Annotated in this window: 14 protein-coding genes; 4 read left to right on the top strand and 10 right to left on the bottom strand. The window is 73.0% G+C overall.

What is annotated here, in order from left to right; genetic code table 11:
• Positions 1-118: 118 nt before the first annotated feature.
• Positions 119-1396, bottom strand: a complete 1278-nt coding sequence (locus ACFWBN_RS09515) for a diaminobutyrate--2-oxoglutarate transaminase family protein (protein ID WP_385173479.1) — start codon at positions 1394-1396, stop codon at positions 119-121.
• Positions 1397-1773: 377 nt separating this feature from the next.
• Between ACFWBN_RS09515 and ACFWBN_RS09510 the strand changes: the two genes are divergently transcribed.
• The gene (locus ACFWBN_RS09510; RefSeq protein WP_385173147.1) at positions 1774-2943 is read left to right on the top strand and encodes a trypsin-like serine peptidase; all 1170 of its coding nucleotides are present in this window, start codon (positions 1774-1776) and stop codon (positions 2941-2943) included.
• A gap of 90 nt (positions 2944-3033) precedes the next feature.
• Here ACFWBN_RS09510 and hflX read toward each other — a convergent pair whose 3' ends face one another.
• The 6 genes from hflX to miaA all read right to left on the bottom strand — a co-directional run bounded on the left by hflX (position 3034) and on the right by miaA (position 11125).
• Positions 3034-4545, bottom strand: a complete 1512-nt coding sequence (gene hflX, locus ACFWBN_RS09505; RefSeq protein WP_385173145.1) for a GTPase HflX — start codon at positions 4543-4545, stop codon at positions 3034-3036.
• 142 nt (positions 4546-4687) lie between these two features.
• On the bottom strand, positions 4688-6127 hold the full coding sequence (locus tag ACFWBN_RS09500; protein ID WP_385173142.1) for a M1 family metallopeptidase: 1440 nt from the start codon (positions 6125-6127) through the stop codon (positions 4688-4690).
• Between the two features lie 204 nt (positions 6128-6331).
• On the bottom strand, positions 6332-8422 hold the full coding sequence (locus ACFWBN_RS09495) for a RelA/SpoT family protein (protein ID WP_385173139.1): 2091 nt from the start codon (positions 8420-8422) through the stop codon (positions 6332-6334).
• A gap of 140 nt (positions 8423-8562) precedes the next feature.
• Complete coding sequence (dapF, locus tag ACFWBN_RS09490) at positions 8563-9438, bottom strand: diaminopimelate epimerase (protein WP_385173136.1); 876 nt, start codon at positions 9436-9438, stop codon at positions 8563-8565.
• 76 nt (positions 9439-9514) lie between these two features.
• Complete coding sequence (locus ACFWBN_RS09485) at positions 9515-10060, bottom strand: hypothetical protein (protein WP_385173133.1); 546 nt, start codon at positions 10058-10060, stop codon at positions 9515-9517.
• 126 nt (positions 10061-10186) lie between these two features.
• Positions 10187-11125: a tRNA (adenosine(37)-N6)-dimethylallyltransferase MiaA gene (gene miaA / locus ACFWBN_RS09480; protein WP_385173131.1), complete on the bottom strand. Its 939-nt coding sequence runs from the start codon at positions 11123-11125 to the stop codon at positions 10187-10189.
• A 186-nt stretch (positions 11126-11311) separates the two neighbouring features.
• Here miaA and ACFWBN_RS09475 point away from each other — a divergent pair, with 186 nt between their 5' ends.
• The gene (locus ACFWBN_RS09475; RefSeq protein WP_385173127.1) at positions 11312-11527 is read left to right on the top strand and encodes a gliding motility protein; all 216 of its coding nucleotides are present in this window, start codon (positions 11312-11314) and stop codon (positions 11525-11527) included.
• A 25-nt stretch (positions 11528-11552) separates the two neighbouring features.
• The gene (locus ACFWBN_RS09470; RefSeq protein ID WP_385173125.1) at positions 11553-11798 is read left to right on the top strand and encodes an antitoxin; all 246 of its coding nucleotides are present in this window, start codon (positions 11553-11555) and stop codon (positions 11796-11798) included.
• 86 nt (positions 11799-11884) lie between these two features.
• Here the strand turns inward: ACFWBN_RS09470 and ACFWBN_RS09465 are convergent, their stop codons facing one another.
• Both ACFWBN_RS09465 and miaB read right to left on the bottom strand, forming a co-directional pair.
• Positions 11885-12604: a hypothetical protein gene (locus ACFWBN_RS09465; RefSeq protein ID WP_385173122.1), complete on the bottom strand. Its 720-nt coding sequence runs from the start codon at positions 12602-12604 to the stop codon at positions 11885-11887.
• Positions 12605-12884: 280 nt separating this feature from the next.
• On the bottom strand, positions 12885-14420 hold the full coding sequence (gene miaB / locus ACFWBN_RS09460; RefSeq protein WP_385173119.1) for a tRNA (N6-isopentenyl adenosine(37)-C2)-methylthiotransferase MiaB: 1536 nt from the start codon (positions 14418-14420) through the stop codon (positions 12885-12887).
• 127 nt (positions 14421-14547) lie between these two features.
• On the opposite strand from miaB, the gene ACFWBN_RS09455 reads away from it, so the two are divergent.
• Positions 14548-15543, top strand: coding sequence for a TAXI family TRAP transporter solute-binding subunit (locus tag ACFWBN_RS09455; protein WP_385173117.1), 996 nt, complete (start codon positions 14548-14550; stop codon positions 15541-15543).
• On the opposite strand, the gene ACFWBN_RS09450 is transcribed toward ACFWBN_RS09455, so the two are convergent.
• Positions 15533-15880 (bottom strand): ROK family protein (locus ACFWBN_RS09450; RefSeq protein ID WP_385173115.1); only part of this gene is annotated, 348 nt, incomplete at its 5' end. The two genes, ACFWBN_RS09455 and ACFWBN_RS09450, sit on opposite strands and share 11 nt — an antisense overlap.

Genomic DNA, 15880 nt, shown 5'->3' with positions numbered 1-15880 from the left:
GGGTGCCGGGTCGCCGGCCGGGGTGGGCGGGCGGGGGTCGGGCCGGGTGTCCGGGAGGGGGTGGTGGGGTGGGGTGGACTGGTGCGGGTCGGGCATCGCGGGTCCTCGGGGTGGCGGGTCAGCGGGGCCGGTGGGCGGCGGCCGCGATGGCGTCGGCCAGGCGGTCGAGGACCGCTGCGGCCTGCTCGTCGGTCAGGGTCAGTGGGGGGAGCAGCCGGACGACGGCGGAGTGGCGGCCGCCGAGTTCGACGATCAGGCCGCGGTCCAGGCACTCCTGGCGGACGGCCGCGGCGAGGGCCGGTGCGGCGCCCCCGGTGTCGGGGTCGACGAGTTCGATGCCGATCATCAGGCCGCGGCCCCGGACGTCCCCGATGCAGGGCTGGGCGGAGGCCAGGCCGCGCAGGGCGCTCAGCATGCGCTCGCCCAGGACGCCGGCGCGCTCGGCGAGCCGGTTCTCGCGGACGAAGGCGAGCGTGGCGGTGCCGGCGGCCATGGCCAGCTGGTTGCCGCGGAAGGTGCCGGCGTGGGCGCCGGGGGCCCAGACGTCCAGGCCCGCCCGGTAGACGATCACCGCGAGCGGCAGGCTGCCGCCGATCGCCTTGGACAGGACCATCACGTCGGGCACCACCCCGGCGTGGTCGACCCCCCAGAAGGCGCCGGTCCGGCCGACGCCCGTCTGCACCTCGTCCGCGATCAGCGGGATGCCCCGTGCCGCGGTGATCTCGCGCATCCGGCGGAGCCAGGCGTCGGGGGCCGGGATGACCCCGCCCTCGCCCTGCAGCGGTTCGACGATCATGGCGGCGGGGGCGGGTACACCGCCCTTGGGGTCGTCCAGGAGGTTCTCCGCCCAGCGGGCGCCGAGTTCGGCTCCCTCGGGGCCGCCGACTCCGAAGGGGCAGCGGTAGTCCTGCGGGTACGGCAGCCGGGTCACCCGTACGTCCGGGGCGCCGCCGGAGGCGTCCAGGGCTCCGGCGGTCATCCCGTGGTAGGCCCCGGTGAAGGCCAGCAGCCCGGAGCGCCCGGTCGCGGTGCGGACCAGCTTGAGGGCGGCCTCCACGGCGTCCGTCCCGGCCGGCCCGCAGAACTGGATGCGGGCGTCGGCGGCCAGTTCCGGCGGCAGGTTGGCGAACAGCTCCGTGGTGAAGGCGTCCTTGACCGGGGTCGCCAGGTCCAGCACGTGCAGCGGGGCACCGGAGTCGAGGACTCCCCTGATGGCTTCGAGCACGACCGGGTGGTTGTGGCCGAGGGCGAGGGTGCCGGCGCCGGAGAGGCAGTCGAGGTAGCGCCGCCCGTCGGCCCCCTCGATGGTCAGTCCGCGGGCGCGCACCGGGACGATGGGAAGGGAGCGCGCGTACGTCCGCGCGGCGGACTCCCGTTGCGCCTGCCGCCGCAGAATGCCGTCCGGGCCGGCGGGCCCAACCGGAGCACCCGGCGCACCCGGCGCACCCGGCCATGGTCCACGGCCTCCCTGCGCCGGTACCTGGAGGGGGATCTGCGCCGCGGCTGCGGCCGCGGCCGGCTCGGTCAAAGCCACGAGTGTCGTCCTCCCGCACGGATTTCTCTTCCGGATTGCGCCTCGAACACCAACGCTGCTCCCCCATCCCCCGTACGTACCAACGACGGTGACGGCGCGGGATCACGGGTGGGCCCAAGATCCTTGCCCGCCAAGGGCCGAGACCCAGGAACCACAGCCCGGGCTGTGCCGTCCCCAACCTCAGCGGCATAGTGGGGGGCTGCACTCCACGCCTCGAATCCACCAGGGGGACGAACGACATGCGACCGAACCGACCGGTCACCGCGATCCTGTGCGCGGCCGCGCTCGCGCTGACCGCCGCGGCCTGCGGCCCCGGCGACGGGGAGGCCGGCGGCGACGCCAAGCCCACCGTGGCGGCGAGCCTTCCGGGCACGGACGGGGTCAAGATCCCGGACCAGCTCAAGGAAAAGCTGAAGCAGCACGGCTTCGACCTGGAGAAGTGGAAGGGGGGTGAGTGGAAGAACTGGAAGAAGGAGGACTGGCTCCGCGAGGCGGGCGACTACATCAACCCGATCATCGAGGGCCTGTGGGACCCGGACCGCATGCGCGACGCCGAGCAGCCCCAGCGCCCGTCCGTCGACCCGGACGCGGGCAAGGACCAGGGCGTCACCGACCCGACCCCGGCTCCGGTGAGCGCGAAGGCCGCGAACGCGCCCTACCACCAGAGCGTTCCGGAGTCCGGCAAGGTCTTCTTCGACGGGCCCGAGGGCTCGATGGTGTGCTCGGCGACCGTGGTCAAGGACCCGGCCCACCCGGGCAAGTCCAACATGGTCTGGACGGCGGGCCACTGCGTGCACGCGGGCAAGTCCGGCGGCTGGTACCGCAACATCGCCTTCGTGCCGTCCTACAACAACGCGGGCAAGCCGGCGGCGCAGCTCAAGGGCGCGCCGCGCGAGCAGGTGGCCCCGTACGGCGTGTGGTGGAGCGACTGGGCGCAGACCTCCAACCAGTGGATCGCGACCGGCGGTCCGACCGGCGGCGCGGGTGCCCCGTACGACTTCGCGGTGCTGCACGTGACGCCCGAGAAGGGCAGCGGCAAGTCCCTGGAGGAGACGGTCGGTTCGGCGCTCCCGGTGGAGTTCAACGCTCCGGCCGTGCCGAAGGTCGCGGGCATCACGGCGACCGGCTACCCGGCGGCGGCCCCGTTCGACGGGCAGAAGGCCTACCAGTGCACGGACAAGCCGGGCCGGCTGTCGCTGAACGCGAGTGACCCGGTGATGTACCGCATCGGCTGCACCATGACCGGCGGTTCCTCCGGCGGCGGCTGGGTGGCCGCGGGCGCGGACGGCAAGCCGGCGCTGGTGTCGAACACCTCGATCGGCCCCGCCAAGGCGGGCTGGCTGGCCGGTCCGCGGCTCGGCCCGGAGGCGAAGGGCATCTTCGACGCCGTGAGCGGCAAGTTCAAGTAACCCACGTCGGTTGACGACCGAGGGCCCCCTGCGTCGCAGGGGGCCCTCGGTCGTTCATGTCCTTGCCGACCAGCGGCTACCCGCTACCGGCTACTGCTTCGCCAGCGCGTACGGAGCCAGGTCCGCCGCCAGTTCCTGGTGGACCCGCACCTTGAGCAGGGTGCCCTCCGCGGTGTGCTCCTCGGAGATCACCTCGCCCTCGGCGTGCGCCTTGGCGACCAGCGAGCCGCGGGTGTACGGCACGAGGGCCTCCACCTCGACCTCGGGACGCGGCAGCTCGGTGTCGATGAGCGCGAGGAGTTCCTCGATGCCCAGGCCCGTGCGCGCCGAGACGGCGATGGAGTGCCGCTCGATCCGCAGCAGGCGCTGGAGGACGAGGGGGTCCGCCGCGTCCGCCTTGTTGATCACCACGATCTCGGGCACGTTCACCGCGCCGACCTCGCGGATGACCTCGCGCACGGCCGCCAGCTGCTCCTCCGGCGCCGGGTGCGAGCCGTCCACGATGTGCAGGATGAGGTCGGAGTCGCCGACCTCCTCCATCGTGGAGCGGAACGCCTCGACGAGGTGGTGGGGCAGGTGCCGGACGAAGCCGACCGTGTCGGCCAGGGTGTAGATCCGGCCGCTGGGCGTCTCGGCCCGGCGCACGGTCGGGTCGAGGGTGGCGAACAGCGCGTTCTCCACCAGCACGCCCGCGCCCGTGAGGCGGTTGAGCAGCGAGGACTTTCCGGCGTTGGTGTAGCCGGCGATGGCGACCGAGGGCACCTTGTTGCGGCGTCGTTCCTGCCGCTTGATGTCGCGGCCGGTCTTCATCTCCGCGATCTCCCGGCGCATCTTCGCCATCTTCTCGCGGATCCGGCGCCGGTCGGTCTCGATCTTGGTCTCACCGGGACCTCGGGTGGCCATGCCGCCACCGCCGCCGCCACCCATCTGCCGGGACAGCGAGGCACCCCAGCCACGCAGGCGCGGCAGCATGTACTGCATCTGCGCGAGCGCGACCTGTGCCTTGCCCTCTCGGGACTTGGCGTGCTGGGCGAAGATGTCCAGGATGAGGGCGGTCCGGTCGACCACCTTCACCTTGACGACGTCTTCGAGGGCGATGAGCTGGCCGGGGCTGAGCTCGCCGTCGCAGACGACGGTGTCGGCGCCGCTCTCCATGACGATGTCGCGCAGTTCCCGGGCCTTGCCCGAGCCGATGAAGGTGGCCGGGTCCGGCTTGTCGCGGCGCTGGATCACGCCGTCGAGTACGAGGGCACCTGCCGTCTCGGCGAGGGCGGCGAGCTCCGCGAGGGAGTTCTCGGCGTCGTTCACCGTGCCGGAGGTCCAGACACCGACGAGCACGACACGCTCCAGGCGGAGCTGTCGGTACTCGACCTCGGTGACGTCTTCGAGCTCGGTGGAGAGGCCGACCACGCGGCGCAGGGCCGCGCGCTCGGAGCGTTCGAACTGCTCGCCGTCGCGGTCTCCGTCGATGTCGTGGCTCCAGGCGACGTCCTCTTCCATCAGGGCATCGGCCCGAAGGCTCTCGGTGAAGCTCTGCGAGTCGCGCACGTCCTGTGCGTCCTGTGCGTCCCGCGCGTCCTGGGAGGAAGAAGAGGAGGTCATTGGATCCTTACGTCGATTCGAATAGCACGGACACGTTAACCGGCCCATTGACCGGCACGTTAGCTGTCACGTCCAACGTGTCACACCGCCCGGGGATTCCCCGAGCGGCCCCGTCGATGGTGACATGCCCGTTCCCCGGCGGTCACACCCTTTTCCCGCTCCACTCCGGGTGCCCGGGCATCGCCGGGGTGGTCTTCCCGTACAGCCAGGGCTCCAGGAAGGGCCCGAGGTCCCGTCCCGCCTCCTCCGAGGCCAGCCGGACGAAGTCGGCCGTGCCCGCGATCCCGTCCCGGTTGTCCGCCACCCAGCGCCGCTCGACGCGGTCGAAGGCCTGGACGCCGATCTCCTGCCGCAGCGCGTAGAGGATCAGCGCGGCCCCGTCGTAGACCACCGGCCGGAACAGCCCGATCTTCTCGCCGGGGGCGGCGGCCTTCGGGGCGGCCGGGGGGCCGCCCGCCGCCCGCCACTGGTCGGAGCGCTGGTACGCCTCGCGCATGCGCCGCTCCAGGGAGTACTTGCCGAGCCCGTCCGCGTACAGGGCCTCGTACCAGGTGGCGTGCCCCTCGTTGAGCCACAGGTCGGACCAGGTCCGCGGGGTGACGCTGTCGCCGAACCACTGGTGGGCGAGCTCGTGGACCATCACGGACTCGACGTACCACTCGGGGTAGCCCTCGCCGGAGAACAGGCTGTGCTCGAAGAGGGAGAGGGTCTGCGTCTCCAGCTCGAAGCCGGTCGACGCCCGCGCGATCAGCACGCCGTAGTTCTCGAAGGGGTAGCGGCCGACCCGCTCCTCCATCCACGCGATGTGCCCGGCGGTCTTCTTCAGCCAGGGGTCCAGCCGCTGCCGGTCGGCGGCGGGCACCACGTCGCGCAGTGGCAGCCCGTGCGGTCCGGTGCCGTGGACGACGGCGGAGCGGCCGACCGAGACCTGGGCCAGCTCGGTGGCCATGGGGTGCCGGGTCTTGTACGTCCACGTGGTCGAGCCGCCCATGCGCAGGGCGGGGAGGGCCGGCACCCCGTTGGCGACGACCGTCAGCCCCTCCGGGGCGGTGACCCGGAAGGTGAAGTACGCCTTGTCGGCGGGGTGGTCGTTGCAGGGGAAGACGCGGTGGGCGGCATCGGCCTGGTTGGCCATGGCCAGGCCGTCCTCGGTGGGCACCCAGCCGCCGTCCCCGCGGCCGCGCGGGTCGCTGGTGTGCCGGACGGTGATGTGCAGCGGCACGTTGGCCGTGACCGGCCGCGCCGGGGTCAGGATGAGGTCCTCCCCCGCGCTCTCGAACCGCGCCGGCTCGCCGTTGACCTCGGCGGACGCCACCTTTCCGTGGGCGAAGTCGAGGTTGATCCGCTCCAGCGGCTGGAGGGCGCGGGCGTCGATGACGGTGACCGTGTCGAGGGGGCTCAGGTTGTCCTTGTACGCGAGGGACAGGTCGTACGAGAGCACGTCGTACCCGGGGTTCCCCAGCTCGGGGAAGAGCCGGTCGCCGATGCCCAGCGGCTTCGGCGGGGGCAGCACGGCGGCGACGAGGGTGAGGGAGGCCGCGGCGAGCAGGGAGGCGCGCAGGCGCGGGGAGGTGAGCTGCATCCACCACCGCTTACCAGGGGCCGCCGCACGGCCGCGCACGGCGCGCGACGGGTCCACCCGAACGGGGCCTTCCGGAGCCGACCGGGCCTACGCGCGGCTGACGCCGGCGGACCGCACACGGGCCGCCCGCCGGATCCCCGGGGGCCGCGCCGGTGGGGCTGCGGGCCCGTGGCCCTCCCGCGGAACGCCGGGGCCCGGCGGCGGCTACGCCCGCTTCACGTCGTACACGCCCGGCACGTCCCGCATCGCCCGCATCAGGGCCGGCAGCCCGCCCGCGTCCGGGAGCTGGAGGGTGTAGGTGTGCCGGACCCGCTGCTCGACCGGGGGTTCCACGGTCGCGGAGACGACCTCGACGCCCTCGCGGGCGATGGCCTCGGTCAGGTCGGCCAGCAGATGGGGGCGGCCGAACGATTCGGCTACCAGCGTGACCCGGCAGTCCGCCGTCGCCCGCCAGTGCACGGCGACGGAGGTGCGCCCCACCGCGCGCATCTGCGCCACCGCGGCGCAGTGGATGCGGTGCACGGTGACGGCCCCGCCCCGGACCACGAACCCGGCGACCGCGTCCGGCGGCACGGGGGTGCAGCATCCGGCGAGCCGCACGGTGGCGTCCGGCAGGTCGGCGACGGCGTTGCCCCCGCCACCGCGGGCCCCGATCACCGACAGCGGTGCCCGGGCGGCGCTGGTGGTGGCCATCGCGCGGTCGGGATGGGATTCGAGCCAGCTGCTGATGGCGATCCGGGCGGCCGGCGTCCGCGCGTGGTCCAGCCACTCGGCGGCCGGCCCCGAGGAGGCGTCCTGCGCGAGCAGCAGCTGCACGGTGTCCCCGTCGGACAGCGGGGAGGAGAGGGAGGTGAGGCGCCCGTTGACCCGGGCGCCGATACAGCCGTGGGCCGCCTCGCCGTGCTGCGCGTAGGCGGCGTCGATACAGCTGGCCCCGGCGGGCAGACTGATCGTGCCGGTGGCGCTGCCGTCGTCCCGGAACACGGTGATCTCCCGGTCCTGGGCCAGCTCGGCGCGCAGGACGCTCCAGAAGGTGTCGGGGTCGGGCGCGGACTGCTGCCAGTCGAGCAGCCGGGACAGCCAGCCGGGCCGGGTCGGGTCCACCCGCTCCTCGTCGGGGTCGGCGGCGGCGTCCGCCGTCCCGGTGGCGTACGGGTTGCCCAGCGCCACCACGCCCGCCTCGGCGACGCGGTGCATCTGCCGGGTCCGGACGATGACCTCGGCGACGTAGCCCTCGGGCGTGGCGACGGCGGTGTGCAGCGACTGGTAGAGGTTGAACTTCGGGACGGCGATGAAGTCCTTGAACTCCGATACGACGGGGGTGAAGCAGGTGTGGAGCTCGCCGAGCACGGCGTAGCAGTCGGCGTTCTCGCCGACGAGGACGAGGACGCGGCCGAAGTCGGAGCCGCGCAGTTCGCCGCGTTTGAGGGAGGTGCGGTGTACGGAGACGAAGTGCCGGGGCCGGATCTGCACCTCGGCGGCGATGCCGGCCTCGCGCAGGACGGTCCGTACGGAGTCGGAGATGGCGGGCAGCGGGTCGCGTTCCCCGGCGTGGGCCGCGATGAGCGCGCGCGTCTGCTCGTACTCCTCGGGGTGCAGGATGGCGAAGACGAGGTCTTCCAGCTCGGTCTTGAGGGCCTGGACACCGAGCCGTTCGGCGAGCGGGATGAGGACGTCGCGGGTGACTTTGGCGATGCGGGCCTGTTTCTCGGGGCGCATCACGCCGAGGGTGCGCATGTTGTGCAGCCGGTCGGCGAGTTTGATGGACATGACGCGGACGTCGTTGCCGGTGGCGACGAGCATCTTGCGGAAGGTCTCGGGTTCGGCGGCGGCGCCGTAGTCGATCTTCTCGACCTTGGTGACGCCGTCGACGATGAAGCAGACCTCGTCGCCGAACTCCTCGCGGACCTGATCGAGGGTCACGTCGGTGTCCTCGACGGTGTCGTGGAGGAGAGAGGCCGTCAAGGTGGTGGTCTCGGCGCCGAGTTCGGCGAGGATCAGGGTGACGGCGAGCGGATGTGTGATGTACGGCTCACCGCTTTTTCGCATCTGGCCGCGGTGCGAGGTCTCCGCGAGCAGATAGGCCCGCCGCAAAATGGACAGATCGGCGTCCGGATGATGGGCGCGGTGGGCCTCTGCGACGTGGCCGATGGCGTCCGGAAGCCGGTCTCGGGACGTGGGCCCGAGCAGCGCCGCGCGGCCGAGCCGGCGCAGATCGAGCCTGGTCCGGCCCCGTCTGCGGAGCTCAGGGCGCGCTTCGGGGTGTGCTTCGGGGTTCGTGGCCTCTGCACTCATGGGCACCTCCGGCGGCTTCGACCGGCGGTGGCGGGCATGGGGTGAGCCCTCAGGGCCGGTGCCTGATGTTACCGACCCCACCACGTGGCGCAGTCCACCTCTCGCTCAGCGTGAAACGGATCACCCATTAGAGGGAAGCTTCACGCGAAAGCCGTTTCGGTGAGCCAGGACGGCTCGAACTCGCCCGCGGCCACGATCACGGCCGGTCCGGTCATGTCGATCTGCCCGTCGGGGTGTTCGGTGATGACGAGGGTGCCGCCGGGGAGGTCGACGGTGTACGTGACCGGTTCGCCGGTGGTGGCCGGGTCCGCTCCGTCGCGGCGGATGGCCGCCACGGCGACGGCGCAGGCGCCGGTGCCGCAGGAGCGGGTCTCGCCGGAGCCGCGCTCGTGGACGCGCATGGCGACGTGCCGGGGGCCGCGGTCGACGACGAACTCGACGTTGACACCCGTCGGGTAGGCGGACGCCGGGCTGAACGGCGGGGCGGTGTACAGGTTTCCGGCGTCGTCGAGGCTTTCAACGAACGCCACGGCGTGCGGGTTCCCCATGTTCACGTTGCGTGCGGGCCAGCTCCGGGACCCGACGCTGACGGTGACCTCGCCCTCGGGGAACGCGGCGCGGCCCATGGAGACGGTGACGTTCCCGCTCTTGTCGAGGTGGACGCGCTTGACCCCGCCGCGGGTGGCGACCGCGAGGTCACCCGGCTCGACGTGGCCGGCGTGCTGGAGGTAGCGGGCGAAGACGCGCACGCCGTTGCCGCACATCTCGGCGACGGAGCCGTCGCTGTTGCGGTAGTCCATGAACCACTCCGCCTCACCGGCCAGGTGCGCGGCATCGGGGTGTGCGGCGGACCGGACGACGTGCAGGACGCCGTCCGCGCCGATCCCGGCGCGCCGGTCGCACAGCTTCGCCACGGCGGACGCGGGCAGCTCGATGGCGTTGTCCGGGTCCGGGACGATCACGAAGTCGTTCTCGGTGCCGTGGCCCTTGAGGAAGGAGAGGCTGGTGTGCGTCACCCGCCCATGGTATCGAGCCCCTGCTCAGAGGCGCCGATCGGTCCGGTGGCCGGACATCGTGCCCGTCAGGGCCGGCTCAGCGCAGCCGGGCGACCCGGTACACGGCGAGTGCTACGACGGCCAGCGCGACCACGGCGTACAGCGCGGCCATGCGCCAGTCGGGGCGGCGGCCGCTGCCCCGGGCCGGGAGCCCGGGCCAGGTGTAGCCCACCCGGCGGGCGGCCATCATCCCCCAGCCGCCGGCGCAGCAGCTGATCAGGAAGCCGAGCATGGCGACCACGGCTCCGCCGTCGCCGAACTCGAAGGCGAGCGGGAAGGCGAACATCAGCGAGCCGGCGGCGGCGAGCAGCACGATGGGGGCGATCTGCCACAGGCGCAGGCGGCGCTGCGGACGCAGTTCGACCTCGAACTCCGGTCCGGCGGCGGCCTCGGCCTCCGCGGAGTCCGGTGTGTCCGGTCCGTCGGGGGTCAGGCGCGCCGGGTCGGCGGGCAGCCCGAGACCCGCGGGACCGTCGGGGCCGCCGGAAGCTTCGGGACCTTCCGGCCGGTCGAGAAGCTTCGGGTCCGCTTCCCGCCGGGTGTCGTCCCGCCCGGTGTCACGAGGGCCGGCCTCCATCGCCACGCGCCCTCCCCACTCGGACTCAGTACGCCGCCATTCACTGCCGGTGACCGCACCCGCAGGAGTTTGATGATGGCACGCCGCCGACCCCCGAACGGGCGCCCGGGGCGTCCCGATGCCATCACGTGATCAGGCTGTAACCGCTCGTTCGACCAACGACAGCGCGAGTCCGGGGAGTTCCCCGCGGTCGGCGACGCCCCCGCTGAGCCAGTGCACCCGGGGGTCGCGCCGGAACCACGAGTCCTGGCGGCGGGCGAACCGCTTGGTGGCCCGGACGGTTTCGGCCCTGGCCTCCTCTTCGGTGCACTCGCCGGCGAGCGCGGCCAGCACCTGCTGGTAGCCGAGCGCCCTGGAAGCGGTGATTCCGTCGCGCAGCCCCCGGGCCTCCAGCGCGCGGACCTCGTCCACCAGCCCGTCGTCCCACATGCGGTCCACGCGCAGCGCGATCCGCTCGTCGAGCTCCGGCCGGGCCACGTCGACGCCGATCTGCACGGTGTCGTAGACGGACTCGTGGCCGGGCAGGTTGGCCGTGTAGGGGCGGCCGGTGATCTCGATGACCTCCAGCGCGCGGACGATGCGGCGGCCGTTGCTGGGCAGGATCGCCCGGGCGGCGGCCGGGTCGGCGGCGGCGAGGCGGGCGTGCAGGGCGCCGGGGCCGCGCAGGGTGGCCTCTTCCTCCAGGCGGGCGCGGACCTCGGGGTCGGTGCCGGGGAACTCCATGGCGTCGAGGGCGCCCCGTACGTACAGGCCGGATCCGCCGACGAGGACGGGCGTACGGCCCTCGGCGAGCAGTTTGTCGATCTCGATCCGGGCCAGGCGCTGGTACTCGGCGACGCTCGCGGTCTCGGTGACGTCCCAGATGTCGAGGAGGTGGTGCGGGACCCCTCCGCGCTCCTCGGTCGTCAGCTTGGCGGTGCCGATGTCCATCCCCCGGTACAGCTGCATGGAGTCGGCGTTGACGACTTCGCCGTCGAAATGACGGGCCAGGTGGACGCCCAGATCGGACTTTCCGGCCGCGGTGGGACCCACGACTGCGATGACCCGCGGTGCGGGGGCTGCTTTGCTCACCGCCCCAGTCTCGCAAACCACACGGCATGTACCCGATCGAGTTACGTGACGGGGCGGGGGCGGGGTCGTTGCCCTGGCGAGGTTCCGGCCCGGCGTGTGCCCGGCGTACGCCCGGCCCGTATCCGGCGGAGGCCGGTCCGGCCAAGGCGGAACTTCACTCACACGAGTAACGTTATGGGAGTAGACATGGGCGTTTTTGATCGGTTTTTTCGTCGTAAGGACGAGGTTGCGACCGAGGAGGTCGCGGCCGAGCCCCTGACGGCGGAGTCCGCTCCGGCCGAAGAGGCCGAGGCCGCGCCTGCTGTCGCGGAGGCTCCGGCGGTGGAAGCCGTGGAGATTCCGAAGCAGCAGTCGGCCGAGGTGGCCGCGGACAGCGAAGCCGGCGAGGGCGCCCGTACGTAGCTACCCCGCCAATGGAAGGTGACCCATGGGCCTGCTGGACAATCTGAAGGCCAAGCTCGCTCCGGCGAAGGACAAGGTCGGCGACCTCGCCCAACAGCACGAGGGCAGGATCGGCGAAGGTCTGGACAAGGTCGCCAAGGTCGTGGACACCAAGACCAAGGGCAAGTACAGCGACCGGATCACCAGCGTCGAGGGCAAGGCGAAGGACGCCCTGGGCAAGATCGCGCACAAGGACACTCCCGGCGGGCCGACGCCGCCGGCGGCTTCCTGACACGGTCTCCGAAGGGGCGCGGAACCGGCACCGGCCGGTTACGCGCCCCTTCGGCGTTCCCGGACGCCCGGGGGGTGGCCGCGGTCCTACGACCAGGCGGCGACGAAGTACCCCACGCCGTACGGGGCGTCCTCGTACAGCAGCCGCCCGTCGAGGCCCGCGCCCTCGGCCGCGCCGGCCAGCACCTGCCAGGGGGCCCGGCCGGCGGCCTGGAGTTCGGCCGCGAGTTCGGCGTCGAGGGCGGCGAGCGCGGCCACGTCGGCGGCGCCCAGCGCGCGGGCGGCGGCCGCGTCGAAGGCGGCGGCCCGCTCGTCGAGGTAGCCGGGGGCCTTCAGGGTCCGGCAGGCGCTTCCGTCACCCAGGACCAGCATCGCCACCCGCTCGGCGGAACGGGCGAGGTCGGTTCCGAGGACGGCGCAGGCAGCCGGTTCGAGCCGGTCGGCGACGGCGACCCCGGCCAGCGGCGAGGCGCCCCAGCGGGCGTGCTCCAGCAGCCAGGCGCCGACCGCCAGGGAGGTCGGCAGCGGTCCCCCGGCGGCGTCGGGGGCGGGCTCCTGGGGGAGGGGTCCGAGTGACACGCTCAGGTCCACGCCGAAGCCGGCGAAGGACCCGGGGGTGCCCTGGTCGTACCCGCCGCCCCGGGGCGCCGCCCCGACGACGACCAGCAGGTCGGGCCGGGAGGCGGCGAGCACGGCGAGCGCGTCCGAGCAGGCGGTGCGGGCATCGCCCAGCTCGGCGGCGGCGCCGGCGGCGACCTCCGGCACGAGGAGGGGTGGGGCGGGGCAGACGGCGGCGGCTACGAGCATGATCCGCAGCCTAACGCCAGCGCGGCTCGGGCGGGTCTGGGCCGCTGCGCTGTGCCTTCGTGGGCGCTGCCCCACACCCGCGCCTCAAACGCCGGCGGGGCTGGATGTGGCTCGCCCGGTGGTCCGGTGCGGGTTCACCCCCCTGGGGCTCCGCCCCAGACCCCGCGCCTCAAACGCCGGCGGGGCTGGATTGGCTCGCCCCAGTAGCCCCGTGCGGCTCCAAGCCTGGGGCTCCGCCCCAAACCCTCCCCCAGACTCCGTCCGGGGGGACCCCCGCGCCTCAAACGCCGGCGGGGCTGGAGTCGGGCACCGCGCAGCCCGACGTCGTGACGGGGAGGGGTGCCGGGACGCCGAGGGTCGGGATGCCGAGCATGACGCCCGCGGGCTGGGCCGGGGCGGCGTTGCGCTTCTCCCAGGCGTCGCCGGCGCGGGTGCGACGCACCGTCAGGGTCGGACCCTCGGCCAGGAGGTGGTGCGGGGCCGCGTAGGTGATGTCGACGGTGACCACGTCGCCCGGGCGGACCTCCTGGTCCGGCTTCGTGAAGTGCACCAGGCGGTTGTCGGCGGCGCGGCCGGACAGGCGGTGCGTGGCGCCGTCCTTGCGGCCCTCGCCCTCCGCGACCATGACCTCCAGCGTGCGCCCGACCTGCTTCTTGTTCTCCTCCCAGGAGATCTCCTCCTGGAGGGCGACCAGGCGCATGTAGCGGTCCTGCACGACCTCCTTGGGGATCTGCCCGTCCATGTCGGCCGCGGGGGTACCGGGCCGCTTGGAGTACTGGAAGGTGAAGGCGTTCGCGAAGCGGGCCTCGCGCACCACGTGCATCGTCTGCTGGAAGTCCTCCTCCGTCTCACCGGGGAAGCCGATGATGATGTCGGTGGAGATCGCGGCGTGCGGGATCGCGGCGCGGACCTTCTCGATGATCCCGAGGAATCGGTCCTGCCGGTACGAGCGGCGCATCGCCTTCAGGATCGGGTCCGATCCGGACTGCAGCGGCATGTGCAGCTGCGGCATCACGTTCGGGGTCTCCGCCATCGCCGCGATCACGTCGTCCGTGAAGTCGCGCGGGTGCGGGGAGGTGAAGCGGACCCGCTCCAGGCCCTCGATCTGGCCGCAGGCGCGCAGCAGCTTGCTGAAGGCCTCGCGGTCGCCCAGGTCGGAGCCGTAGGCGTTGACGTTCTGGCCGAGCAGGGTGATCTCCGAGACGCCCTCGGCGACCAGGGCCTCCACCTCGGCGAGGATGTCGCCGGGACGGCGGTCCTCCTCCTTGCCGCGCAGCGCCGGGACGATGCAGAAGGTGCAGGTGTTGTTGCAGCCGACGGAGATCGAGACCCAGGCGGCGTACGCGGACTCGCGGCGGGTCGGCAGCGTGGAGGGGAAGGCCTCCAGCGACTCGGCGATCTCGACCTGCGCCTCTTCCTGGATGCGGGCGCGCTCCAGCAGGACGGGGAGCTTGCCGATGTTGTGCGTACCGAAGACGACGTCGACCCAGGGGGCCTTCTTGACGATCGTGTCGCGGTCCTTCTGCGCGAGGCAGCCGCCGACGGCGATCTGCATGCCGGGGCGCTTCGTCTTCATCGGGGCCAGCCGGCCGAGGTTGCCGTACAGCTTGTTGTCGGCGTTCTCGCGGACCGCGCAGGTGTTGAAGACGACGACGTCGGCGTCACCGTCGGAGCCCTCGGGCGCGCGGACGTAGCCGGCGTCCTCCAGCAGACCGGAGAGCCGCTCCGAGTCGTGCACGTTCATCTGGCACCCGTAGGTGCGCACCTCGTAGCTTCGCTTCACGTCCACTGCCTGGCTCCGGTCGCTGCTGGTCATGCAACAAGGGTAGGCGGTACCCGGAAGCCCTCCGGCCCTGCGGGCCGCTCCGGGTTCCGCAGGGCCGCGCCGGGTTCCGCAGGGCCGCGCCGTGACAGGACGGCGGTCGGGTGGCAGGATCGCGGCCATGCCTCTCGTACCGCCCCGGATCAGCAGGCGCCATGCCCTGCGGGCCCTGGTGGCCGTACTCGCCGTGCTCGCCGCCCTGGTGTGGTGGCTCAAGCCCTTCGGGGAACCGGAGCTCGAGGGCGAGCTGACCTTCAGCACGGGCGTGCGCACGGGCGTCTACCACCGCTACGGGCAGCTGCTGGAGCAGGAGCTGCGGCAGGACATGCCCGGGGTGAAGGTGCGGCTGGAGACCAGCGAGGGCTCGCAGCAGAACCTCCAGCGGGTGGCCGCAGGGGAGGCCGACTTCACGGTGGCGACGGCGGACGCCGTGGCCAAGTACCGGCAGGACGGCAAGCCGGGCGCGACCACGCTGCGCGGGTGCGCGCGGCTCTACGACGACTACGTGCAGCTGGTGGTCCCCGCCGGCTCCCCGGTGCAGTCGGCGCGCGACCTGCGCGGCAAGCGGGTGGCGGTCGGCCAGGCCGGATCCGGGGTGCGGCTCATCTCGGAGCGGCTGCTGACGGCGGCCACGCTGGATCCGGCGAAGGACATCACCCCGGTGTCCATCGGCATCGACACCATGCCGCAGGAGCTGGAGGCGGGCCGGATCGACGCGTTCTTCTGGTCCGGGGGCCTGCCCACGAACGCGGTGCGCGAGCTGTCGGAGCGGTTCGAGATCCGGCTCGTGCAGCTCGGCGATCTGGTGGAGCAGTTGCAGGGGACGGGAAGCCCGGCGCGCTACTACCGGGCGGCGGTGATGCCGCAGGACGCGTACGCGCGGGCGCGCAACACCAGCTCGGTGGCGACCCTGGCGGTGCCGAACCTGCTGGTGACCACGGAGAAGACGGACCCCGAGCTGACCGAGCAGTTCACCCGGACCGTGATCCACAGCCGCGACGGCATCGGGCACGTGGTGCACGCGGCGCAGCTGGTGGACCTGCGGACGGCGATCTACACCGATCCCCTCGCCCTGCACGAGGGGGCGCGGCGCTACTACCGCTCGGTCAAGCCGTAGCCTCCTGCGGCAGCAGCATGGTGGCCGCCGCGGCCGCGCCGATCAGGCCCGCGTGCGTGCCCAGGGTGGCCGGAACCACCCGGAGCTCCTGCACGAAGGAGAGGGTGGCGTAGGCGGCGAGGTGCTTGCGGATCGGGCCGAAGAGCGTGTCGCCGGAGGCGGCGACGCCCCCGCCGATGACCGCGATGTCCGTCTCCACGAGGGTGGCGGTGGCCGCGATGGCCGCGGCCAGGGCCCGGCCCGCGCGGTCGAAGGCGGCCAGGGCGATCGGGACGCCGGCCGCGGCGGCCGCGGCCACGCCCGCCGCCGAGGCGTCGCCCGCGACGCCGCCGGTGCC

The sequence above is a fragment of the Streptomyces sp. NPDC059989 genome, from assembly GCF_042736975.1.
GTDB lineage: Bacteria > Actinomycetota > Actinomycetes > Streptomycetales > Streptomycetaceae > Streptomyces.
Note: the sequence above shows the minus strand (reverse complement) of the source record. Positions and strands in the feature narration are given on the sequence as shown.